Source organism: Paraburkholderia fynbosensis (assembly GCF_902859935.1).
GTDB lineage: Bacteria > Pseudomonadota > Gammaproteobacteria > Burkholderiales > Burkholderiaceae > Paraburkholderia > Paraburkholderia fynbosensis.
The window spans coordinates 218,240-240,378 of the sequence record NZ_CADIKI010000010.1 but is presented as its reverse complement, the minus strand read 5'-3'; the positions used below and the strand labels follow the sequence as shown (position 1 = coordinate 240,378).

General features: G+C 65.3%; 17 protein-coding genes. 10 read left to right on the top strand and 7 right to left on the bottom strand.

The window, feature by feature from the left end; genetic code table 11:
• The first annotated feature begins 7 nt into the window (after nt 1–7).
• The 5 genes from HV770_RS18685 (at nt 8) to HV770_RS18665 (ending at nt 6,056) form a co-directional block, all read left to right on the top strand.
• Complete coding sequence (locus tag HV770_RS18685) at nt 8–220, top strand: DUF6726 family protein (protein WP_121316920.1); 213 nt, start codon at nt 8–10, stop codon at nt 218–220.
• A 130-nt stretch (nt 221–350) separates the two neighbouring features.
• The gene (locus tag HV770_RS18680; protein ID WP_175161885.1) at nt 351–719 is read left to right on the top strand and encodes an MliC family protein; all 369 of its coding nucleotides are present in this window, start codon (nt 351–353) and stop codon (nt 717–719) included.
• 266 nt (nt 720–985) lie between these two features.
• Complete coding sequence (locus HV770_RS18675) at nt 986–2,638, top strand: acetolactate synthase large subunit (protein ID WP_175161883.1); 1,653 nt, start codon at nt 986–988, stop codon at nt 2,636–2,638.
• Nucleotides 2,639–2,755: 117 nt separating this feature from the next.
• Nucleotides 2,756–4,192 (top strand): aldehyde dehydrogenase family protein, encoded by a 1,437-nt coding sequence (locus tag HV770_RS18670; RefSeq protein ID WP_175161882.1) that lies wholly within the window; start codon nt 2,756–2,758, stop codon nt 4,190–4,192.
• A gap of 394 nt (nt 4,193–4,586) precedes the next feature.
• Nucleotides 4,587–6,056, top strand: coding sequence for a DEAD/DEAH box helicase (locus HV770_RS18665; protein ID WP_175161880.1), 1,470 nt, complete (start codon nt 4,587–4,589; stop codon nt 6,054–6,056).
• Nucleotides 6,057–6,172: 116 nt separating this feature from the next.
• On the opposite strand, the gene gluQRS is transcribed toward HV770_RS18665, so the two are convergent.
• Nucleotides 6,173–7,060 (bottom strand): tRNA glutamyl-Q(34) synthetase GluQRS, encoded by an 888-nt coding sequence (gene gluQRS / locus HV770_RS18660; RefSeq protein WP_175161878.1) that lies wholly within the window; start codon nt 7,058–7,060, stop codon nt 6,173–6,175.
• A gap of 31 nt (nt 7,061–7,091) precedes the next feature.
• Nucleotides 7,092–7,955, bottom strand: coding sequence for a sulfurtransferase (locus HV770_RS18655; RefSeq protein WP_175161877.1), 864 nt, complete (start codon nt 7,953–7,955; stop codon nt 7,092–7,094).
• 389 nt (nt 7,956–8,344) lie between these two features.
• Here HV770_RS18655 and dnaE point away from each other — a divergent pair, with 389 nt between their 5' ends.
• Nucleotides 8,345–11,917 carry a DNA polymerase III subunit alpha gene (gene dnaE, locus HV770_RS18650; RefSeq protein WP_175161875.1) on the top strand — a complete coding sequence of 1,191 codons (3,573 nt, stop codon included), beginning with the start codon at nt 8,345–8,347 and terminating at the stop codon, nt 11,915–11,917.
• 76 nt (nt 11,918–11,993) lie between these two features.
• Here dnaE and HV770_RS18645 read toward each other — a convergent pair whose 3' ends face one another.
• Nucleotides 11,994–12,764, bottom strand: coding sequence for a glycosyltransferase family 2 protein (locus HV770_RS18645; RefSeq protein WP_175161873.1), 771 nt, complete (start codon nt 12,762–12,764; stop codon nt 11,994–11,996).
• A gap of 315 nt (nt 12,765–13,079) precedes the next feature.
• Between HV770_RS18645 and msbA the strand changes: the two genes are divergently transcribed.
• A complete protein-coding gene (gene msbA, locus HV770_RS18640; protein WP_175161870.1) occupies nt 13,080–14,882 on the top strand; it encodes a lipid A export permease/ATP-binding protein MsbA in 1,803 nt (600 codons plus the stop codon).
• Nucleotides 14,883–15,017: 135 nt separating this feature from the next.
• Here msbA and HV770_RS18635 read toward each other — a convergent pair whose 3' ends face one another.
• Nucleotides 15,018–16,055, bottom strand: coding sequence for a glycosyltransferase family 2 protein (locus HV770_RS18635; protein ID WP_175161868.1), 1,038 nt, complete (start codon nt 16,053–16,055; stop codon nt 15,018–15,020).
• A 212-nt stretch (nt 16,056–16,267) separates the two neighbouring features.
• Between HV770_RS18635 and HV770_RS18630 the strand changes: the two genes are divergently transcribed.
• Nucleotides 16,268–17,347 (top strand): glycosyltransferase family 4 protein, encoded by a 1,080-nt coding sequence (locus HV770_RS18630; RefSeq protein WP_246291001.1) that lies wholly within the window; start codon nt 16,268–16,270, stop codon nt 17,345–17,347.
• A gap of 269 nt (nt 17,348–17,616) precedes the next feature.
• Here the strand turns inward: HV770_RS18630 and HV770_RS18625 are convergent, their stop codons facing one another.
• A complete protein-coding gene (locus HV770_RS18625; protein WP_175161864.1) occupies nt 17,617–18,912 on the bottom strand; it encodes an O-antigen ligase family protein in 1,296 nt (431 codons plus the stop codon).
• Nucleotides 18,913–19,336: 424 nt separating this feature from the next.
• Here HV770_RS18625 and HV770_RS18620 point away from each other — a divergent pair, with 424 nt between their 5' ends.
• Complete coding sequence (locus HV770_RS18620) at nt 19,337–20,182, top strand: glycosyltransferase family 2 protein (protein ID WP_175161862.1); 846 nt, start codon at nt 19,337–19,339, stop codon at nt 20,180–20,182.
• Nucleotides 20,183–20,282: 100 nt separating this feature from the next.
• On the opposite strand, the gene HV770_RS18615 is transcribed toward HV770_RS18620, so the two are convergent.
• Both HV770_RS18615 and HV770_RS18610 read right to left on the bottom strand, forming a co-directional pair.
• Nucleotides 20,283–20,603, bottom strand: a complete 321-nt coding sequence (locus tag HV770_RS18615; protein ID WP_175161860.1) for a hypothetical protein — start codon at nt 20,601–20,603, stop codon at nt 20,283–20,285.
• Nucleotides 20,604–20,638: 35 nt separating this feature from the next.
• Entirely contained in the window at nt 20,639–20,908 is a 270-nt protein-coding gene (locus tag HV770_RS18610) for a nuclear transport factor 2 family protein (protein ID WP_175161858.1), read from the bottom strand.
• A gap of 234 nt (nt 20,909–21,142) precedes the next feature.
• On the opposite strand from HV770_RS18610, the gene HV770_RS18605 reads away from it, so the two are divergent.
• The gene (locus HV770_RS18605; RefSeq protein WP_175161856.1) at nt 21,143–22,066 is read left to right on the top strand and encodes a recombination-associated protein RdgC; all 924 of its coding nucleotides are present in this window, start codon (nt 21,143–21,145) and stop codon (nt 22,064–22,066) included.
• The last annotated feature ends 73 nt before the right edge of the window (nt 22,067–22,139 follow it).

Below are 22,139 nucleotides of genomic sequence, written 5' to 3'. Positions count from 1 at the left end.
GGTATGTATGGCGCCTGACTCGCGCAAGATTACGCAGTGCGGCATGACCGGCCGTCTCGGGGCACTCGGTGTGGCGCTCGCGCTATGTGCCGGGCTCGCGGGCTGCGGCCTCGCGGCCGCGCCGTGCCGGGTCGCGTCGGCCGGTCTGAAGATCGTGCCGCTGGTCGGGCACGTCGCCGCCGCGCCGACCGATGCATGCGCGGCGGTGATCGATCCTTGAGCGTCCGGTCATCGCGCGACGCAACGGCGGCGTGCGATTCGCATTCCGTCCGGTTGGGTATGTCGCCACAAACGCCGCATCAAACGCCGCATCAAACGCCAAAGCAAACCAGCAACAAGCGAGGCATCCGATGAAGACATGGCTGGTTGCAGCAATCACAGCGGCGAGTCTCGCCGCGCTCGACGGCCATGCATGGGCCGCGCCGTTGCAGGTCACGCAGATTCAGACCAAAAACCGCCAGACGCACAAATACACCTGCGCGACCGGCAAGATTCTGCATGTCACTTACTGGAGCGCCGCGAACGGCCAGAGCTTCGCGCTCGTGCCGGTGAACGGCAAACCGCTGCTGTTCGTCAATACGATGTCGGCGTCTGGCGCGAAATACCAGGCCGGCAGCTACACGTGGTGGACCAAGGGTCCGCGCGCCGATCTATATGACGCGATGAACGGCGAAAATGCGCCGCCGGTTCTCTCCGACTGCGTCACCATCGTCCGCTAGGCATGATGCGGCGGCCCGCCGTGTCGGTGCCGCCGCTTCTCCTTTGCCTGCCTCACGTCATCCCCGCGGCGCCGCACGTCCCGCTTGCGCGCATCATTTCCGTTCGAGTAGTAAGCTGTCCGGCATGGCATTCGCCGTGCCGTCGTGCCATGCCGTCGTGCCATGCCGCGCGCTGTCTGCGCGGCCGTCGTCGTCTTCGATCGTCCGTTTCCGGAGCCCGAGGGTCGGGCTCACGGCCCGCGTCCGTATCATCAAGCGAGACCTCAATGAAAGCATCGGACCTGTTCGTCAAATCGCTGGAAGCCGAAGGTGTCGAGTATGTGTTCGGCATCCCCGGTGAAGAAAATCTCGATCTGCTCGAATCGCTGCGCCGCTCGAAAATCCGTCTGATCCTCACTCGCCACGAACAGGCGGCCGGCTTCATGGCCGCCACTTATGGACGCCTCACCGGCCGAACCGGCGTATGTCTCGCCACGCTCGGCCCCGGCGCGACCAACTTCGTGACCGCCGCGGCGTATGCGCAGCTGGGCGGCATGCCGATGCTGATGGTCACCGGCCAAAAGCCGATCAAGTCGAGCAAGCAGGGCCATTTCCAGATCGTCGACGTGGTGCGGATGATGGAGCCGCTCACCAAGTACACGCGGCAGATCGTGTCGATCAGCAACATTCCGGCGGCGGTGCGCGAGGCGGTCCGGCAGGCCGAGGAAGAGCGGCCCGGCGCCACGCACCTCGAATTGCCCGAAGACGTCGCGCACGAAGAGGGCGACGGCAAGCCGATCCCGAAGAGCTTCAGCCGCCGCCCCGTCGCCGAGGAAAAAGCGGTGGCGCGCGCGGTCGAGGCGATCATCGGCGCGAAGCATCCGTTGCTGATGATCGGCGCGGGCGGCAACCGCAAGACCACCACGAAGATGCTGCGCGAGTTCGTCGACCAGATCGGCATACCGTTCTTCACCACGCAGATGGGCAAGGGCGTGATCGACGAATCGCATCCGATGTGGCTCGGCAATGCGACGCTGTCCGACGGCGACTTCGTGCACCGCGCGATCGAGCACGCGGACTGCATCATCAACGTGGGCCACGACGTGATCGAGAAGCCGCCTTTCTTCATGCGCAGCGGCGAAGCGGGCGAGAAGACGGTGATTCACGTCAACTTTCTCGGCGCGGAAGTCGACACGGTGTATTTCCCGCAGATCGAAGTAGTCGGCGACATCGCCAACGCGGTGTGGCAGTTGAAGGAAAGCCTCAAGGAGCGTCAGGAGCATTGGGACTTCACGCGCTTCAAGGAGATCAAGCAGCACTTCGAGTCGCACCTGGTCAAAGGCCAGCACGACGACCGATTCCCGATGTACCCGGTGCGGATCGTCAACGACGTGTACGAGACCACGCCGGTGGACGGCATCGTGTGTCTCGACAACGGCATGTACAAGATCTGGTTCGCCCGCTACTACCGCGCGCATGAACCGAATTCGCTGCTGCTCGACAACGCGCTCGCGTCGATGGGCGCGGGCTTGCCGTCGGCGATCGCCACCAAGATCGTGCATCCGGATCGCAAGGTCATGGCCGTGTGCGGTGACGGCGGCTTCCTGATGAATTCGCAGGAACTGGAAACGGCGGTGCGTCTGAAGCTCGATCTGGTGACCCTGATCCTGCGCGACGACGCGTTCGGGATGATCCGCTGGAAGCAGGAGAACATGAATTTCCCGGACTACGGCATGACGCTCGCCAATCCGGATTTTGTCGCCTATGCGCAGAGCTATGGCGCGAAGGGGCATCGGATCGAATCGGCCGCGGAGTTCGCGCCGTTGCTGCGCGAATGTTTCGTGACGCCCGGCGTGCACGTGATCGATGTGCCGATCGACTACTCGGACAACGAGCGCGTGCTCAACCGCGAGATCAAGCGGCTGTCCGCGCAACTGTAAGTTTCGTCTGAACCGGAAGCGGGCGGCATGGCGCTTGCGTGCGGTGCCGCCGCTACTACTGGTACTGCTCTTGCAGCTTCCTGCTGCCGTCAGGCATCGGATCAAGGAGAACGCGTCATGTTGAAGAAGACTTACCCGTACTACCTCGCCAACGAGGCGGTGGCTGCCAACACCGATCTCGAGGTCACAGATAAATTCAGCGGCGAAGTGGCGACCCGCGTCGCGATGGCCGACGCGGCAGCGATCGACAAGGCGATCGGCCACGCCGTCGACGCGATGCCCGCCATGCGCGCGTTCCCGCCGTTCAAGCGTCAGGCGGTGCTCGAACACTGCGTGAAGCGCTTTCGCGAACGTTATGACGAACTGGCGCTCGCGCTGTGCATCGAGGCGGGCAAGCCGATCAACGATTCGAAAGGCGAGGTCACGCGCCTGATCGACACGTTCAAGGTGGCTGCCGAGGAAAGCGTGCGGATCGACGGCGAGATCGTCAATCTGGAGATTTCACCGCGCGCGAAGGGCTATCACGGCTACGTGAAGCGCGTGCCGATCGGGCCATGCTCGTTCATCTCGCCGTTCAATTTTCCGTTGAACCTGACCGCGCACAAGGTTGCGCCGGCGATTGCCGCGGGCGTGCCGTTCGTGCTGAAGCCGGCGAGCCGTACACCGGTCGGCGCGCTGATCATGGGCGAAATTCTCGCGGAAACCGATCTGCCCAAAGGCGGGTTCTCGATCCTTCCCGCGCATCGCGATGGCGCCGATCTGTTCACTACCGACGAGCGCTTCAAGCTGCTCTCGTTCACCGGTTCGCCGGCGGTGGGGTGGGATCTGAAGGCGAAGGCCGGCAAGAAGAAAGTGATTCTGGAGTTGGGCGGCAACGCGGCCGCGATCGTCGACGGCGATCAGGGCGGCAAGCTCGACTACGTGGTCGAGCGGCTCGCGTTCGGCGCGTTCTATCAGTCGGGACAGAGCTGCATCGGCGTGCAGCGGATTCTGGTGCACGCGAAGGTGTACGACGCGCTGCGCGAGAAGCTGATCGCGAAAACGAAGTCGCTGGTGATGGGCGATCCGAAAGACGAAAAGACCTTCGTCGGGCCTATGATCTCCGAGTCGGAGTCCAAACGCCTCGCTGGCTGGATGGACGGCGCGGTGCAGGCGGGTGCGACGATCGTCGCGGGCGGCAAGGTCGACGGCGCGATGTTCGAGGCCACGCTGCTCGAAGGCGTGAAGCGCGACACCGATCTGTATCGCAAGGAAGCCTTCGGGCCGGTCGCGATCCTGGAGCGCTTCGACGATTTCGAGGCCGCCCTCGCGACGGTCAACGACAGCGACTTCGGTCTGCAAGCGGGCGTGTTCACCGATTCGCTCGCGCATGCGCATCGGGCGTGGGACGCGCTCGAAGTCGGCGGCGTGGTGATCAACGACGTGCCGTCGTTCCGGGTCGACAACATGCCGTATGGCGGCGTGAAGGATTCGGGGCTGGGGCGCGAAGGCGTGCGCTACGCGATCGAAGATATGACGGAGATGCGTTTGATGGTGATGCGCGAGACGTGGTGAGGGGCGTCGCGCTGGGGAGTGAGCGGGGTAGGGCAGGCACCGGTCGCGTGCGCCCCTCCTGTCACGCAATTGTCGCCTGCGCGCACTACGCTCGCGAGCGAGGCGGGCCGCCGCCTGGCGACGATCCGCCGGCGCTCGCGCGACGAGCCCTCGCAACGAGCTTTCGCCGACGTAAGCAGAAAGCCGCCACATGCGCCATGAGTGTTTTTGCTGAAGTGCTACAATACCGGCCTTTCCGGCGGGTGTTTCCGCCGGCCGGAGCCGGCCGCAGTTTTCCCGAAGCACTGACGGGTCCCGTGCGGAACGCCGTGGCTCCGCCTTCATCCTGATGCCCTCTGCGGTTTCGACCGCTGCCGCGCGCACCGCGCCAAGCGCATTTTTAGCGAAAGCCACCATGTCCGACACAGCCGTCTCGCCCAGCACTGCGACTTTTGATCAATTCGGTCTCGCGCCCGACATCCTGAAAGCCGTCAAGGAATCGGGCTACACCACGCCAACGCCGATCCAGGCGCAGGCGATTCCCGTGGTGCTGGCCGGCCGTGACGTGATGGGCGCCGCGCAGACCGGCACCGGCAAGACCGCGAGCTTCTCGCTGCCGATCATCCAGCGGCTGCTGCCGCAGGCGAGCACGAGCGCATCGCCCGCACGCCATCCGGTGCGCGCGCTGATCCTCACGCCGACTCGCGAACTCGCCGACCAGGTCGCCGCCAACGTGCAGTCGTATGCGAAACACACGGCGCTGCGCAGCGCCGTGGTATTCGGCGGCGTGGATATGAATCCGCAGTCCGAGCAACTGCGCCGCGGCGTCGAAATCCTGATCGCCACGCCGGGCCGTCTGCTCGATCACGTGCAGCAGAAAACCGCCAACCTGGGCCAGGTGCAGATCCTCGTGCTCGACGAAGCCGACCGGATGCTCGACATGGGCTTCCTGCCGGACCTGCAGCGCATCCTGAACCTGCTGCCGAAGGAACGTCAGACGCTGCTGTTCTCGGCCACCTTTTCGGGCGAAATCAAGAAGCTCGCGGCCACGTATCTGCGCAACCCGCAGACCATCGAAGTCGCGCGCAGCAACTCGACCGCGACCAACGTCACGCAGACCGTCTACGAAGTCGCCGAGGGCGACAAGACCGGCGCGGTCGTGCAACTGATCCGCGAGCGCAGCCTCAAGCAGGTGATCGTGTTCTGCAACAGCAAGATCGGCGCGAGCCGGCTGGCGCGCAGCCTCGAACGCGACGGCGTGGTGGCGACCGCGATTCACGGCGACCGCTCGCAGAACGAGCGTATGCAGGCGCTCGACGCGTTCAAGCGCGGCGAGATCGAAGCGCTGGTGGCGACCGACGTCGCCGCGCGCGGGCTGGATATTGTTGAACTGCCCGCAGTGATCAACTTCGACCTGCCGTTCAACGCGGAAGATTACGTGCACCGGATCGGCCGTACCGGGCGTGCCGGGGCGTCGGGCGACGCGCTGTCGCTGTGCAGCCCGAACGAGCGCAAGCAGCTTGCCGATATCGAGAAGCTGATCAAGCGGCCTCTCGATGTGCAACGCCTGACCGTTGCAGCGCCGGTGCGTCATCACCACGAAGAGCGCGCGCCGCGCCGCGAGCGCAGCGGCGAAGGTCGCGACGAGCGCGGCAGCCGCCGTCGCACGGGCGCGCCGTCATCGGGCTCGTTCGACCGGCCGCATCACCATCGCGCGCAGCCGGTGGATGACTTTTTCCTCAAGCCGTATGAGCCGTCGCCGTCTTCGCTGCGCAAGGTCGAAGAAGCGGCAGCAGCCGCGCCGCAGAAGTCGGGCTCGAAGCAGCCGTTGGCGGCATTGCTGGGCGGGTTTGGGATGCCGAGGAAGTCGACCTCGTCGTCGTGATGCCGGCGCGGAAGAGTTAGCGCCTCTTTGACGCCTTGCAAGGTTCTTCAGACGCTTCGGCGGTTTAACGTCTCACGCATTTCAAGCGCTTCGCGGTTTCAACGGCGAAGCGCTTTTTATTTTGTGACGCCCATTCGCCGGGCCCATGCCGTGGTGGCGGCGGCATAGAAGCCGTCCAGCGTCGTGTGGGCCTGGCCGTTCAGATCGCCGAGTCCCAGATGGCGCGCCGCGGCGCTGAGCGCTTCGAGCGGCCTGTCGCTGTCGAGCGCGGTGGCGCCGTTCTGCTTGCTCAACTTTTCGCCGAGTTCGTTCGTCACGACGGGCACATGCAGATACCGCGGCGTCGACACACCGAGACAGCGTTGCAGATAAATCTGCCGCGCCGTCGAATCCATCAGATCCACGCCGCGTACGACGTGCGTGATGCCCGCATCCGCATCGTCGACCACCACCGCCAGCTGATACGCCCATTGGTCGTCCGCGCGCTTCAGGACGAAGTCGCCGACCTCGGTGGCGATGTTTTGCGTCTGCTCGCCCTGCCAGCGATCGTCGAACGCGATCACGGCAGCAGCGCCGTCAGGCACGCGTAGCCGCCAGGCGCGCGCCGGTTTGCCGTTCAGACCGTGACGGCAGGTGCCGGGATACGCGAGGGTCGTGTTGCGCGCGTGCGCGTGCAGCAGCGAGTCGGCGATTTCCTTGCGCGTGCAGCCGCACGGATAGATCAGACCGGTCGCCTTCAGCTGTTCCAGCGCCTGCTCGTAGCGCGCCGTGCGCCGGCTTTGCCAGATGGGTGCCTCGTCGGCCTGCATGCCGAAGCGCGCGAGGGTCGCGAGAATGTCGTCGGCGGCGCCCGGCACGGTGCGCGGCCGGTCGACGTCTTCGATCCGCACGAGCCAGGTGCCCTCATGCGCGCGGGCGTCGAGCCAGCTTGCCAGCGCGCTGACCAGCGAGCCGAAATGCAGCGGCCCGGTAGGCGACGGTGCAAAGCGTCCGCGATAGGTCATGGCCGGGTGGCGTTCTCGTGCGCCGCCACCATCACGCCGCGCGTGCCGCCTTGCTGTCCGGATGACACGCCGGGCAGCTCTTGCCTGCAACGTACAGCGGCGATTGCTGCGCTTCGGGCGTGACCACGGCGCGGCAGCCGAAGCATTGCGCGGTCGCGGTAGCCTGCAATTGCGGATTCAGCGCCGTGCGGTAGTCGAACACGAAGCAGTCGCCGTGATAATGCGCGCCGCCCACTTCCTCGAAGTACTTCAGGATGCCGCCTTCGAGCTGGTACACGTTCTCGATGCCGACTTCCTTCATGTGGATCGCGGCCTTCTCGCAGCGAATCCCGCCGGTGCAGAACGACACCACCGTCTTGCCTTCGAGATCGGCACGATTGTTCTCGATCACCTCGGGAAACTCGCTGAATTTCGTAATGCGGTAGTCGAGCGCGTCGTCGAACGTGCCGACGTCCACTTCGAATGCGTTGCGCGTGTCGAGCATCACGACCGGGCGGCCCTCATCGTCGTGACCGCGGTCCAGCCAGGCCTTCAGCGTGGGGGCGTCGACGAACGGCGCGCGGCCGAGTTCCGGACGGATCGCCGGTTTCTTCATCGTGATGATTTCGCGCTTGAGCTTGACCAGCATGCGCGTGAACGGCTGCTTGTCCGACAGGCTTTCCTTGAATTGCAGATTCGCGAACTTGCCCTCGAACAGCGCGTCGTGACGGATGTAGTCGATGAAGGCGTCGGTGTGTTCGCGCGCGCCGGCGACGAACAGGTTGATGCCTTCCGGCGCGAGCAGAACGGTGCCGCGCAGGCCGAGCGCGTTGCAGCGTTCAGTGACGAGCGGGCGCCAGGCGGCGGTGTCTTCGATGGTCGCGAATTGATACGCGGCGAGATTGACGATACTCATGTGTGTTCAGCGGTAAGCAGCGGTATGAAGTGGCCGGCGTGGCGAAGCGCGGGGGCGATGAGCCGCCGCGTGTCGCCCGGGGCAGGCGGGCGAAGCCAGGGTGTCGCGGCCACGTCGAAAAGGGCGAAAGCGCTATTATCCCTCAACCCGGCGTTTCCCCGGACTCTGCCGAATGGCCAGCCGATTGCGCCAGCTCAAATCGGCCGGCAATTTGTGGTGCCGCCAGGTGCCGCGTGGTGCCGTCTCCTGCGCTCGCCGCACGTCGAGCCTGCCGCTGAAGCGGCGCGTCATGCTGAAACGCCCGCGCCGTGGCGCTGCCGCGTTCGCGTCCTAAGCCGGACGGCTAACGCGTGGTTTTGCGCTGAACAGGGCGGAAGGGTGGAGTTACAATGTCGCCCATGCCAGATCCCCGCTTCGTTCATCTCCGCGTTCACTCCGAATTCTCGATTGCCGATGGCATCGTGCGTCTTGACGACGTCGTCAAGGCCGCGGCCAAAGACGGTCAGGGCGCGCTCGCCCTGACCGATCTCGGCAACGCGTTCGGCCTCGTCCGTTTCTACAAGGAAGCCCGCGGCAAAGGGGTCAAACCCATTGCCGGCTGCGACGTCTGGATCACCAATCCGGACGACCGCGACAAGCCTTCCCGTTTGCTGCTGCTGGTCAAGGACCGGCGCGGCTATCTGAATCTGTGCGAACTGCTCAGCAAGGCATCGCTCACGAACCAGTATCGCGGCCGCGCGGAACTCGAAGCCGGCTGGCTCGAATCCGGGCTGGGCGCTGGGCTGCTCGCGTTGTCGGGCGCACAGCATGGCGACGTCGGCCTCGCGCTTGCGGCCGGCAACGAGGAAGCGGCGAAGCGCAACGCGCTGCATTGGGCGAAGGTGTTCCCGGGAGGCTTTTACATCGAGCTGCAGCGTTGCGGCCAGCCGGGCGGCGAGCAATACGTGCAACAGGCGGTTGCGCTCGCGGCATCGCTGAAATTGCCGGTGGTCGCCACGCATCCGATGCAGTTCATGACGCCCGACGACTTCACCGCGCACGAAGCGCGCGTATGTATTTCCGAGGGGGACATTCTCGCGAATCCGCGCCGCCCGAAGCGCTTCACGGCCGAGCAGTATTTCCGCACGCAGGAGGAAATGGCCGCGCTGTTCGCGGATATTCCGTCGGCGCTCGCCAACACCGTCGAGATCGCAAAGCGTTGCAATCTCACGCTCGAACTCGGCAAGCCGAAGCTGCCGCTGTTCCCGACGCCCGATGGCATGTCGCTCGACGACTATCTCGTGCTGCTGTCGAAAGAGGGCCTCGAAAAGCGTCTCGAACAGTTGTACCCGGACGAGGCCGAGCGTGCCGCGCAGCGCGAAACCTACTACCAGCGCCTCGAATTCGAGTGCGGCACGATCATCAAGATGGGCTTTCCGGGCTATTTCCTGATCGTCGCGGACTTCATCAACTGGGCGAAGAACAACGGCGTGCCGGTCGGACCGGGCCGGGGCTCGGGCGCGGGTTCGCTGGTCGCCTACGCGCTCGGCGTGACCGATCTCGACCCGCTGCGCTACAACCTGCTGTTCGAGCGTTTCCTGAATCCGGAGCGGGTGTCGATGCCCGACTTCGACATCGACTTCTGCCAGCACGGCCGCGATCGTGTGATCCAGTACGTGAAGGAGAAATACGGCGCGGACGCCGTGTCGCAGATCGCGACGTTCGGCACGATGGCCGCGAAAGCGGCGGTGCGCGACATCGGCCGGGTGCTCGATCTCGGCTACATGTTCACCGACGGGATCGCCAAGCTGATTCCGTTCAAGCCGGGCAAGCACGTCACGATCGCCGACGCGATGAAGGAAGAGCCGCTGTTGCAGGAGCGCTTCGACAACGAAGACGAAGTGCACCAGCTGATCGAACTCGCGCAGCGCGTCGAAGGCTTGACGCGTAACGTCGGCATGCACGCGGGCGGCGTGCTGATCGCCCCCGGCAAGCTGACCGATTTCTGTCCGCTCTACACACAGGGCGACGAAAGCGGCGTCGTCAGCCAGTACGACAAGGACGACGTCGAAGCCGTCGGCCTCGTGAAGTTCGACTTTCTGGGCTTGACCACGCTGACGATTCTCGACTGGGCCGAGCGCTATATCCGCCGGCTCGATCCGTCGAAGCAGGACTGGTCGCTCGGCCAGGTGCCGCTCGACGATCCGGCCTCGTTCTCGATTCTCAAGAAAGCGAATACGGTCGCCGTGTTCCAGCTGGAAAGCCGCGGCATGCAGGGCATGCTGAAAGACGCGCAGCCCGACCGCTTCGAGGACATCATCGCGCTGGTCGCGTTGTACCGTCCCGGCCCGATGGACCTGATCCCGAGCTTCTGCGCGCGTAAGCACGGCCGCGAAGTGGTCGAGTATCCGGATCCGCGCGTCGAATCTGTTCTGAAAGAGACCTACGGCATCATGGTCTACCAGGAGCAGGTGATGCAGATGGCGCAGATCATCGGCGGCTATTCGCTGGGCGGCGCCGACTTGCTGCGTCGCGCGATGGGTAAGAAGAAGGCCGAGGAAATGGCCGAGCATCGCGAACTGTTCCGCCAGGGCGCTGCGAAGAACGGACTCACCGCCGAGAAGGCCGACGAAATCTTCGACTTGATGGAGAAATTCGCGGGCTACGGCTTCAACAAGTCGCATGCTGCCGCGTATGCGCTGCTTGCGTACTACACCGCGTGGCTGAAGGCGCACCATCCGGCGGAATTCATGGCGGCGAATATGTCGCTCGCCATGGACGATACCGACAAGGTCAAGATCCTGTTCGAAGACTGTCTGACGAACAAGATGGTCGTGTTGCCACCGGACGTGAATCTGTCCGCGTATCGCTTCGAACCGGTCGCGCAAGCCGACGGTAAGCGCTCGAAAACGATCCGTTATGGGCTGGGCGCGATCAAGGGCAGCGGCCAGAACGCGATCGAAGAGATCCTGCGCGCGCGCGAAGAAGGGCCGTTCATCGACATCTTCGATTTCTGCAACCGGGTCGATCGCCGTATCGTCAATCGCCGTACCATTGAAGCGTTGATTCGCGCGGGCGCGTTCGATACCTTGCATGCGAATCGCGCGCAACTGATCGCATCGGTCTCGCTCGCGATGGAAGCGGCCGAGCAGGCAAGCGCCAATGCGTTGCAGGCGGGTCTGTTCGACATGGGCGACGCGCCGTCGCAGGGTCACGAACTGGTCGACGAGCCGGAATGGCCGGAAAAGAAGAAGCTCCAGGAAGAGAAGGCCGCGCTCGGCTTTTACCTGTCGGGCCACCTGTTCGACGCGTACAAGGACGAAGTGCGCCGCTTCGTGCGCCAGAAGATCGGCGAGTTGAAGGAAGGGCGCGACAAGCTGGTCGCGGGTGTCATCGCGTCGCTGCGCACGCAGATGACCCAGCGCGGCAAGATGCTGATCGCGCTGCTCGACGACGGCACCGGCCAGTGCGAAGTGACGGTCTTCAACGAGACCTTCGAAGCGCACAAGCAACTCTTCAAGGAAGACGAACTGCTGGTGGTGCAAGGCCAGGCGCGTAACGACGCGTTCACGGGCGGCATCCGCTTTACCGTCGACATGGTCATGGATCTGGGCCGAGCGCGCTGCCGTTACGCGGAAGCCGTGAAGGTGCAGATGAACGGCAATGCGGATGCGCTGGCGTTGCGCCGCGTGCTCGAAGCGCATAGCGCCGGCAAGGACGAGCCGCAGGCGGCTCCCGCGCCGGCAGCATCATCGCGCGGCAACGGCGGCGGGCGCAACGGTGGCGGTTATGGCAACGACAATGGCCGTCAGCGTCAGGCGGCGCAGATCCCGAACGGCCTGGCTGTGCAGGTGGTTTATCGCAGCGAAAATGCGCAAGGTGAAATGCGTCTGGGCGATGCCTGGCGTGTGAAGCCGACTGACGAACTGCTCGCCGCGTTGCGTGGCGAGTTTGCGGGAAGCTCGATCGAGATCGTTTATTGAGGTCCGGTGGGTCCGCGCAGTTCGCGCGGACAAACGCCGGTCCGCGTTGAGCGCCATAACCCGCGCCGCCTTTCCTTCACCCCCTGCCGCGCCGCGTCTCTTCGCCTAAACGCGCCAGCTTCAAAAACCGGTAGTAGACCGTTTCCGCGTTGAACACCGCGATCATGAAGCCGGCGCGGCCATCCAGAAAACCGCGCCGCAGCAGATAGGTGCGCACGAACGCCCACGCGCCGCGCCCGAGCGCCTTGCCGAAGCTGCCGCGTTGCCCCGCCGCGTGACGTTGCTGCGCGCCCGCCGTCGAATACGCGTCGAGCTTGCGCAGCACGCCTTCGAAGTCCTCGTACGAGTAGTGCATCAGCTTGCCGGTCAGACGCTGCGCGGGCGTGTCGAACACGAGTCGCTCGTGCACGAGGTCGTCGGAGAAACGCGCGGCCCCGCGTTTGAACAGACGCGGAATCCAGTCCGGATACCAGCCGCTGTGATGTATCCAGTGGCCGCAAAAACTCGACAGCCGGTCCACCGCGTAGACGTCGGCGGTGGGTGCGATGAGCGCCGCGCGGATCGCCACGCCCAGTTCCGGCGAGACGATCTCATCGGCGTCGATCGACAGAATCCAGCTCGTGCTGAGCGCGTCGACTGCGCGGTTCTTTTGCGGACCGAAGCCGGGCCAGTCGGTCTGTTCGATCACGCGGGCGCCGTGCGCGCGAGCGATGTCGGCGGTGCCGTCGGTGCTGCCGCCGTCGATCACGACGATCTGGTCGGCAAAGGCCACGGCTTCCAGGCATTCGGCCAGCCGCTGCGCCGCGTTTCGGGTGATGATGGCGACGCCGAGGGTGGTTTCTTGCATACCTGAGTTGCGTGGGCTGAGTTCGAGTGGCGAGGAACGCGGAATGACGGAGGCTAGTCGTGCAAACGAGTCTCGCGAGTATACACAGCCTCTACACAGCCTCGCTCATCCGGCCCCACACCCAGGCGCGGCTCGTGGAGCGTCGGCCGTCGCGCGCCTCGCTTTGCCGGTTGTCACGTCCAATGGCCACCACACCCCAAAGCCATCCACTCCCCCCGGCCTCCACCTCCAACCGATTACAATGCTCTTTTTGATAACCCGCGGCGCCCGTCCGGTGCGCCGCGCGGTTGCTGTCCCGCATTCACAGAGGATTCCTTGAGCGCGAAGCCAACGTTAAGCAAACCCATCGGTTCAGGTGAGGCATCGTCGCCGGCCGTCGTCTTCCGGCGCCTGTGGCCGTATATCAAGCCGCTGCTGTGGGTGGTGGTCGGCGCGATCGTCGCGATGGCCGTCAGCGCCGGCACCGACGCCGCCATCCCCGCCTTGCTCAAACCGCTGCTGGACAAAGGCTTCGGCGCGCACGCGAGCGACAACGCCAAGTGGTTCGTGCCGGCCGCGGTGATCGGCCTCGCGCTCATTCGCGGCGTGTCGCAATACGCGTCCGGCTATCTGCTCGCGTACGTGTCGAACAAGATCCTGCTCGACCTGCGTCTGAAGATGTTCAACCGGATGATCCACACGAGCGTTGCGTTTTTCCAGCGCGAAACCGCGAGCACGGTGATCAACGCGATCGTGTTCGAGGTGAATCAGATTCTCAACGTGCTGCTGAGCGTGATGGTGACGCTCGTGCGCGACTCGCTGACGGTGATCTTCCTGCTCGGCTATCTGTTCTATCTGAACTGGCGACTGACGCTGATCGTCGCGGTGCTGCTGCCGGGGATCGGCTGGCTGGTCGGCAAGATCAATCGTCGTCTGCGGCGCCTAAACCGCGAACATCAGCTGCTGACCAACGAGCTGTCGTACATCGTCGAAGAGACCGTCGGCGGCTACAAGGTCGTCAAGGTGCATAACGGCGAGCAGTACGAGATCGACCGCTTCACGGCGATGAGCAAGCGCCTGCGCGGCTACGCGATGCGCATGACGGTGTCCGGTGGTCTCGCACAGCCGTTGACGCAGTTCCTCGCGTCGATCGCGCTCGCCGTCGTGATTACGATCGCGGTGGTGCAGTCGTCGTCGGACCAGACCACGGTGGGCGGCTTCGTCGCGTTCGTCACGTCGATGCTGCTGATCATTTCGCCGCTCAAGCATCTGATGGACGTGAACCAGCCGCTGCAGCGCGGCATGACGGCCTGCGAGCTGATCTTCGGTCTGATCGACGAGCCCTCCGAGCCGGAAGGCGGCGGCAAGCCGCTCGAGCGTGCGCGCGGCGAGGTCGAGTTGCGCGACGTATCGTTCAATTACAGCACCAACGGCACGAGCGCCACGCATAACCGCCACACGCTCGATCACGTGTCGTTCAAGGTGGCGCCGGGCGAAATGGTCGCGCTTGCGGGCCCGTCGGGCAGCGGCAAGACCACGCTGGTGAATCTGCTGCCGCGCTTTTTCGATCCGACCGGCGGCCAGATTCTGGTCGACGGGGTGCCGCTGCCCGAATACGATCTGCACGCGCTGCGCGGCCAGATCGCGATGGTGAGCCAGGACGTGGTGCTGTTCAACGACACGGTCGCCAACAACGTCGCGTACGGCCAGACTGCCGATGCGCAGAAGGTCAGGGCGGCACTGCGCGCGGCCAACCTGTGGGACACCGTCGAGGCGATGCCGAACGGCATCGAGACCCTGGTCGGCGACAACGGCATGATGCTCTCGGGCGGCCAGCGGCAGCGTCTGGCGATTGCGCGCGCGATCTACAAGGACGCGCCGATCCTGATTCTCGACGAAGCCACTTCCGCGCTCGATTCCGAATCCGAGCGCCACGTGCAGTCCGCGCTGGAAACGTTGATGAAGGGCCGCACGACGCTGGTCATTGCGCACCGTCTGTCGACAATCGAGCGCGCCGACCGGATTCTCGTGATGGAAGCAGGGCGCATCGTCGAGCGCGGCAGCCATCGTGAGTTGCTGAAGCAGGATGGGCTGTATGCGCATCTGCACCGCATCCAGTTCCAGCAGAACGCGGCCTGATCGGACCGGTTCGAGCGACGCCCGGTCTGCTGGCTGAGCGTCGCGTCTTTATCGCCCCGTTGAACGGGGAAACACATTTCACATTCCGGCCGGCATCGTCCGTCGCGCGGCGCACCACAATCGCAACGCGCGTTTTCAGCGACGGTCTTGGCGCACCACGCGCTTGAGCCAGATGCCCGGCGCATACACCGCCGGACAGCTCGCGTACAGAAACATCCGAATGCGCAGCCCGAGCTTCACGCCGGCACTGCGCATCAGCAAGCCGATCCGCTCGCCGAGACTGCCTGCCTCGAACATCGCGTGGATGAACTGCTCACGCGCGAGCTTGGGCGCCATCGCCGCGCGCATGCGTTCGCCCACCCCGGCAACCCCGGCGTCGCGCTGCAACTGCGCCAGTTCCGCCAGTCCGTGGCGATTGCTCTGGCGCATCCGCGCGATCAGCTCATCCACCGAACCATAGCGGCGTTTGCGCGACAGCCCGCCGCGCCGGTAGCGCACCAGCGGCTCGCGCAGGCTCATGGCGCCGCCCGACAGGATCGCGCGCAGCACCATGATCTGATCTTCGGCCGCGGCGCCCGGCTGCATCGGTCCGAAGCGCTCGAACAGCCGCCGCGACCAGGTGTGCGCCGCGCCGATCAGCCATGGCCGGCCCGCCAGCCAGTCGTCGAAACTGCGATAGGCGTCGAGTTCGGTAGGGCTCAGCCGCTCGTGAACGTGGCCTGCCTCGTCCATGTCGGCGAGGTCGGTGGCGATCAGATCGGGGCGGCGCTCGTGCGCGAGCCAGAAGTCGACCACCCGCTCGCAGCGGGTCGACGCAGACATGTCGTCGCCCGCGGCGACGAACAGCAGCTCTCCGTGCGCCAGCTGCGCGATTTGCGACAGGTGCGCGCTGATGCCCTGGTTGGCCGCGTTGCGCCGCGTGATCACCCGATGCGGACCGTGGTAGCCGGCGAGCGCCGCTTCGATCGCGGCAAAGGTCGCGTCGCTGGAGGCGTCGTCGGAGATGATGATTTCGAGCGGCTGATAGGTCTGCGCGAGCGCGCTGCGCACGGCATCGCCGATCTGTCCGGCCTGGTTGTAGGCGATCAGCAGCATCGTGACCAGCGGGCGTTCGGTGCCCGGCGTGGCGTGGGGCGCGGCGGGGGACGGGTGAGGCGGCAGGCTATCGGTCATGGAGTCGGAGCGGTTGCGATTGGGCTAGATTTTAATCGGTGCAGACGCGGCTGCGGGATTGCGGCTTCGATCCGCAGCGCCGCGGCAGGCATCCTTTACAATTGCCGCTGCTTACGACCAACCGGCCTGCGCGGCGCCGCGTGTCCATGCCCGTGTGCAACCCGCCTGGCACCGCCTGTGCGCCGCGAGCGCCCTTCACCGAGATCCGATCCTTGTCCGACCCGACCCGCCGCCCCCTCACCGACATCGCGCTGACCACCCAGGCGCTGAAAAACAGCGGCGGCGCCGAACGCTATACGCGCGACGTGATCGCCGGCCTGCACCGGATGGGCTTGCGTCCGACGCTGTTCGCCCGCGAAATCGACCGAAGCCTGCCCGAAGCGGCATGGATCGACGCGCAGCCGCTGAACGTGCGCTGGGCGCCGCGCAAGCTGCGCAATCTTGCGTTCGACTGGCGGCTGAAGCAGCGGCTCAAACGGCACCGCCCCGCCTGCGTGTTTTCGATCAATCACTCCACCCAGGCCGATGTGGCGTTGTGCGGCGGCACGCATCCGGGCTCGCTCGAAGCCGCCGGGCGCAGCGCGCGCCGCAGCGATGAGTGGCAGATCGACATGGAGCGGCGCGTCTACACGCAGGCGCGTTCGATCATCGCGCATTCGCAACTGATGAGCCGCGAGCTGCAGCGCTTTTACGGTGTGGCGGCGCAGCGTATCGACGTCATCTATCCGCCGGTCGACACCGCGCGCTTCCAGCCGCTCACCGACGAAGCCCGCGCGGCGGTGCGCCGCCAGCTCGACTTGCCCGAAGACCGCGTGATCTTCGTGTTCTCGTCGACCAGTCACGAGCGCAAAGGCTATCCGCTGCTGGAGGCGTTTTTCGCGCGGACCACGCTGCCGGTGTGCCTTGTCGTCGCCGGCCGGCCGGTGCCTAAGACCAGTGAGACGATTCGCTACGTCGGCTACAGCAAGGAGATCGAGAGGCTGTTCGCGGCCGCCGACTTCACGGTCGTCGCGTCGGCGTACGAGCCGTTCGGTCTCGTCGGCGTCGAGTCGGTGATGTGCGGCACGCCGCTCGTGATCGCGGACAACGTCGGCTCGGCGGAGACCGTCACCGGCGCGGCGAAGATCGCGTTCTCGAGGCAGTCTGGCGGGAGTTTCGAGCGCGCGATCGGACAGGCGGTGGAGCGGGTGCGCGCAGGCGGCGCGCGGATCGCGCGGCCGCTCGAGAGTCTGGTGTACGACCCGAGCGTCGATGCGCATGTTGCCGCGCTTTACGAGCTGTTCACGAGGTGAACTGATCAGCTGATGCGCGGCTGCGCCAGCGACGGGCGCGGGAGCGCGCCGAATCGGCGGCAAGGGGAGCAGCCGGTCCGAATCCGCCGGGCGCCCGCTGGCGCGACTCACGCACGACCTCGGGCGTTGATGCCTCTGGGGCACGCCTCGCGCCACGGGCGCGCGGCCAGAGTGCAGGCGCGGGTGCGGGACAACGCCGAATCGGCAGAGGTGGGAGCAAGCCGGCCCCGGTCCCCGCCGGGCGCCCGCTCACGAAAGCCCGTCCGCCTTCAGACCTTGACGCCGCCAGCGCGGCGAGCCGCATGTAAGGCCGGCGCCAGCGCGCTCTGCAGTTCGCGCTTTCTTGCATCGACCACCGCGAGCAGCGTGGCGACCAGCAACGCGAGCAGCACCGTGACCATGATCGGCACGAGCACGTCGATGGTCAGCCCGAAAATCACAGTGCTGGTGGCGACCGCGAGGCCCGCGTAAGAGGCCGCGCGGATGGCCGGGTCGGCCGAATGCCGATGTCGCCAGAAATAGACCGAAATCCCATAGTAGAACAGCAGCAGGCCCGCCACGCCGATCGCGCCCATCTCGGCGAGCGCCGAGAAAAAGTCGCTATGGGCGCGCTCGTTGACGATCTCGGCCTTCACTTCGCCGCGCCTCGCCATCACGCCCAGCTCCTCGGCCAGATGTCCCTTGCCGACGCCATATACCGGGTGATGCATGAAAATCAGCCGCGACGCGTTCCACAACTGCAGGCGCAGACCCACCGAGGTGTAATCCTCGCCCTTGTGCATCATCGAGACGTCGGTCGACACTTCGCTCAGGCGCTTCTGGATGCGCTCGGTCGACAGCAGCGTGCCGGCCACGAGCACGATCGCCAGCGTCGCGATCAGCAGACGCTTCTTGTGCGCAAACCACTGGTACTGCATGCCGAGCAGCACCACGAACACGGGCACGGCCAGCCAGCCGCCACGGGTGCCCGACAAATACGACGCATAGCCGCCCGCCACCAGCGCGAGCACACGCGGCACCAGCACGCGCCAGTCGCGCGGCTTGTCCCAGCCGAGCGTGAAGACCGAGAGGAAAGCGAGCAGCAGCGCGGTATCGCCGAACGGAATCGCGTTCGTGTAGGAATTATTCAGACGATTCGCATCGGTCCAGCCGCCAGGGGGCTGATCGATGATCGCCCCGAGCCCGACCGCCAGCGCGCCCGCCGCGCAGCCCCAGCCGATCATGCGCAGATTGCGCGATGGCAATTGCCGCAGCAGCAGGAAGATCGGCAGCGCGAGCACGAAGCGCGACAGCGCGTCGAATTGCCGGGGCAGCCAGTAGCCGAATAGCAATTGCTGCGCGCCGACCGCGACGACCAGTGCCAGCATGCCGATGGTGAACCAGCGATAAGTGCGCAGCGCCGAAAAATAGCCCGGCATGCGCCGGTTGACGACGGCGGCGCCGAGCGCCAGCGCGAGAATTGCGAAAAAGCAGTAGCCGGTGCCGCCGCGCCACGTCAGATTGACGGCGGGCGCGAGAAACAGCAGGGCCGTGCAGAGCCAGACCAGACTGGAAGCAAAAATCATAGGGCAACGATTTGTATGAACACTACCGTTCCGGTGGTGGAGTTGCTGGGGGAGCCGGACCATTGAGAGACGTTTTTCAAGACGGTAGAGCGAACCGGATTATAACCGTGCCCCTCCTTGCAAAATGCTTGCAGTTTGCACGCGGAAAGGTGCGGCAAGGTGGGCCCACGACACGGCGCGGCGAATCGGCGCGTAAGGGCGCGAACGCAAGGCGGCGCGGCACTTGTGGCGATTGGCGTGGCGGTCTGCGTGACCTTGCGCGCAGCGCTCTGCGCTCGGCGTAAGCGGCCCCACGTGGCTGCGGCCCGGCGGGCGGCGGCCCGCCATTTGTCGTACGGGCGCGCCGCGGCGGTACAATCCCGCCAAACTCATGGCCGGCGCGCGGCGCATGCCGTGCCCGCACCCGGCTCAACGGACCGAATCGATGTTCTCAATCATCATCCCGACCTGGAACAACCTGCCTTACCTGCGCCTCGTGATCGAGAGCCTGCGGCGTTATTCGACGCACGCGCATCAGATCATCGTGCACGTCAACGACGGCTCGGACGGCACGCTCGCCTGGGTGCGCGACGAGGGCATCGAACATACCGCATCGCCCGGCAACATCGGCATCTGCCATGCGGTGAATATCGCCGCGGCGCGCGCGACACACAATTACATCGTCTACATGAACGACGACATGTACTGCTGCCCCGGCTGGGACGACGCGCTCGTCAAACGCCTCGCCCAGATGCCCGCCGACAACCTGTTCATGCTGTCCGGCACGATGGTCGAGCCGGTCGATTCCGGCAATCCGTGCGTGGTGGTGCGCAACTTCGGCCGCGACGTGGAGACTTTCCGCGCCGACGAACTGGTCGCCGCCGCGCCCGGCATGGCGCGCGCCGACTGGCGCGGCGCGACATGGCCGCCGACGCTCGTGCATCGCGACTGGTGGCACAAGGTGGGTGGCTATAGCAGCGAATTGAGTCCCGGCATGAGCAGCGACAACGACTTTTCGATGAAATTGTGGGACGCCGGCTGCCGCGTGTTCCTCGGCGTCGGCGACAGTCTCGTGTATCACTTCCAGCAGAAGAGCACCGGCAAGGTCGTCAAGAACGACGGGCGCCGTCAGTTCCTGAACAAATGGGGCATGACCCAAGCCACGTTCGACCGCTACTATCTGCGGCGCGGCACGGCTGTCGAGGGCGGCGCGGCGGTGAGCGAGCCCGAGCGCAGCGGGCGCCTGCGCCGCGCGCTGTTGAAATCGCGGATCAAGCGGGCGTTCAGCTGACGGCGGCTTGTCGTGCGCAAGCGGGCGTCCACACGCGCGCGCCCGAACCTCGCGGGCTACGTGTCGGCCCGCAGCAGTCCACGCCGCTACGGCCAGTCCGTCACACGCCGCCCGTCACCAGCGGCAACACCGTCAGATCCGGATGCGTGCCGTCGACGATGCTGCGTCCCACATGCACCCCTTCGTAGAGCGCGTCGTCCTTGCTGGCGAAGCTCTCCTCGCCGTCCGCATGGAACGGCACGGCATGGCCGGGAATCGCCGGATCGGCGCCCGGATGGCAGACATAGCCGACATACGTGTAGCGGTTATCAGCCGCGGCTGACGGCCTGGTTTCGTCGGGCGGGGTCTTTGGCAGCGGCGCCACGTGAATTTCGAAACCCTCGTATTCCACCATTTGCCAGGGTGCGGTTTCATCGGCCATGGCCGCCTCCGTCTTCGTCGTGTCTACCAAAAAGTCTAGGTGATCCGCGAGCGAAACGCGCTGGAAGACGGATACGGCAAAACCCGGCCGTCCGGCAATGTGCGGTCGATGAACGCCGGTGACAGCGTGAGCTTCGCGCAGGCTTCGTCGCCGGTGTTCCAGAACGCGGTGTAGCGGCGCGCGGCCTGCGCAACGGCATCGCTTTGCGCCGATGCGGCATCGACGGCGAAGTGGTGCGGCGCGGGCAGGGCGGCATTGCTCGCGGCGTAAGCGCTCAGGGTGGCGGCGGGTCCGATGGCCAGCATGACGTGACTAAGGAGGCGCGAAACGCGTGAGGCTCGACATGGGCGCTCCAGAGAAGTGTAAGTGGATGAAACAGACGCTTCGGCTAACCACCACGATTTAATAGTCGGCCTGACGAACAAAAAGGATTTTCACTTTCAATTTCAAAATCCTGGCCGGATCAAGCGGGTCCGCCCCGACGCCCGCGTGCGTTCGTCATATAGAATGGCGCGCTTTGCCCGGAAACGACCTCGCCCATGTGGTTCAAAAACCTTCAGTTGCACCGTCTTCCCGCTCCGTGGTCCGTCACCACCGAACAGATGCAGAAGTGGCTCGCGCCGCACGCGTTTGCCCCCGGCAATAGCGTCGAGATGCAAAGCCACGGCTGGGCGTCGCCGCGCGACAACGATTCGCTGGTGTACGCGCTCAACGGCCAGATGCTGCTGGTGTTCCGCACCGAAAAGAAACTGCTGCCCGCGTCGGTCGTCACGCAGGTGACCAGGGCGCGCGCACTCGAACTCGAGGAACAGCAGGGCTTCAAACCCGGCCGCAAGCAGATGCGCGAACTGAAGGAGCAGGTCACCGACGAACTGCTGCCGCGCGCGTTCAGCATTCGTCGCGACACGCGCGTGTGGATCGACTGCAAGAACGGCTGGCTCGTGATCGACGCGGCTTCACAAACGGTCGCCGACGAAGTGCGGGGCCTGCTGGTGAAGTCGATCGACCAACTGCCGCTCGGCACGGTGCGCGTCACGCAGTCGCCGGTCGCGGCGATGACCGGGTGGCTCCTCTGCGGCGAAGGCCCGGCGGGCTTCACACTCGACCAGGACACCGAACTGCGCTCGCCTACTGAAGGCAACGCCACCGTACGCTACGTCGGACATACTTTGGATACCGAAGATATGCGCCGCCATATCGAAGCGGGCAAGCAGTGCATGCGCCTCGCGATGACGTGGAACGACCGAGTGTCGTTCGTGCTGACGCCTTCGCTGACGATCAAGCGCATCGCGCCGCTCGACGTGCTGAAGGAAGCGAGCGACCCGACCGCGCAGAACGACGACGAGCGTTTCGATTCCGACGTCACGCTGATGACCGCCGAACTCGACCGCCTGTTGACCGATCTGCTCGACGCGTTGGGCGGCGAGCAGGGCGACGCGCTCCCGCAGGCTGCGGCGGCCTGATCCGCCTGCTGGTTCGGCAAGGACCGGCGCGTCGCGCGTTGACGCGCTGGCATCGACTCGCTGGATCAGCGGT

Excerpts from the sequence above, each read along its gene's own strand:
- HV770_RS18685 (WP_121316920.1), top strand. The coding sequence starts at position 8 with ATGGCGCCTGACTCGCGCAAGATTACGCAGTGCGGCATGACCGGCCGT.
- HV770_RS18680 (WP_175161885.1), top strand. The coding sequence starts at position 351 with ATGAAGACATGGCTGGTTGCAGCAATCACAGCGGCGAGTCTCGCCGCG.
- HV770_RS18675 (WP_175161883.1), top strand. The coding sequence starts at position 986 with ATGAAAGCATCGGACCTGTTCGTCAAATCGCTGGAAGCCGAAGGTGTC.
- HV770_RS18670 (WP_175161882.1), top strand. The coding sequence starts at position 2,756 with ATGTTGAAGAAGACTTACCCGTACTACCTCGCCAACGAGGCGGTGGCT.
- HV770_RS18665 (WP_175161880.1), top strand. The coding sequence starts at position 4,587 with ATGTCCGACACAGCCGTCTCGCCCAGCACTGCGACTTTTGATCAATTC.
- gluQRS (WP_175161878.1), bottom strand. The coding sequence starts at position 7,060 with ATGACCTATCGCGGACGCTTTGCACCGTCGCCTACCGGGCCGCTGCAT.
- HV770_RS18655 (WP_175161877.1), bottom strand. The coding sequence starts at position 7,955 with ATGAGTATCGTCAATCTCGCCGCGTATCAATTCGCGACCATCGAAGAC.
- dnaE (WP_175161875.1), top strand. The coding sequence starts at position 8,345 with ATGTCGCCCATGCCAGATCCCCGCTTCGTTCATCTCCGCGTTCACTCC.
- HV770_RS18645 (WP_175161873.1), bottom strand. The coding sequence starts at position 12,764 with ATGCAAGAAACCACCCTCGGCGTCGCCATCATCACCCGAAACGCGGCG.
- HV770_RS18635 (WP_175161868.1), bottom strand. The coding sequence starts at position 16,055 with ATGACCGATAGCCTGCCGCCTCACCCGTCCCCCGCCGCGCCCCACGCC.
- HV770_RS18625 (WP_175161864.1), bottom strand. The coding sequence starts at position 18,912 with ATGATTTTTGCTTCCAGTCTGGTCTGGCTCTGCACGGCCCTGCTGTTT.
- HV770_RS18620 (WP_175161862.1), top strand. The coding sequence starts at position 19,337 with ATGTTCTCAATCATCATCCCGACCTGGAACAACCTGCCTTACCTGCGC.
- HV770_RS18615 (WP_175161860.1), bottom strand. The coding sequence starts at position 20,603 with ATGGCCGATGAAACCGCACCCTGGCAAATGGTGGAATACGAGGGTTTC.
- HV770_RS18610 (WP_175161858.1), bottom strand. The coding sequence starts at position 20,908 with ATGCTGGCCATCGGACCCGCCGCCACCCTGAGCGCTTACGCCGCGAGC.
- HV770_RS18605 (WP_175161856.1), top strand. The coding sequence starts at position 21,143 with ATGTGGTTCAAAAACCTTCAGTTGCACCGTCTTCCCGCTCCGTGGTCC.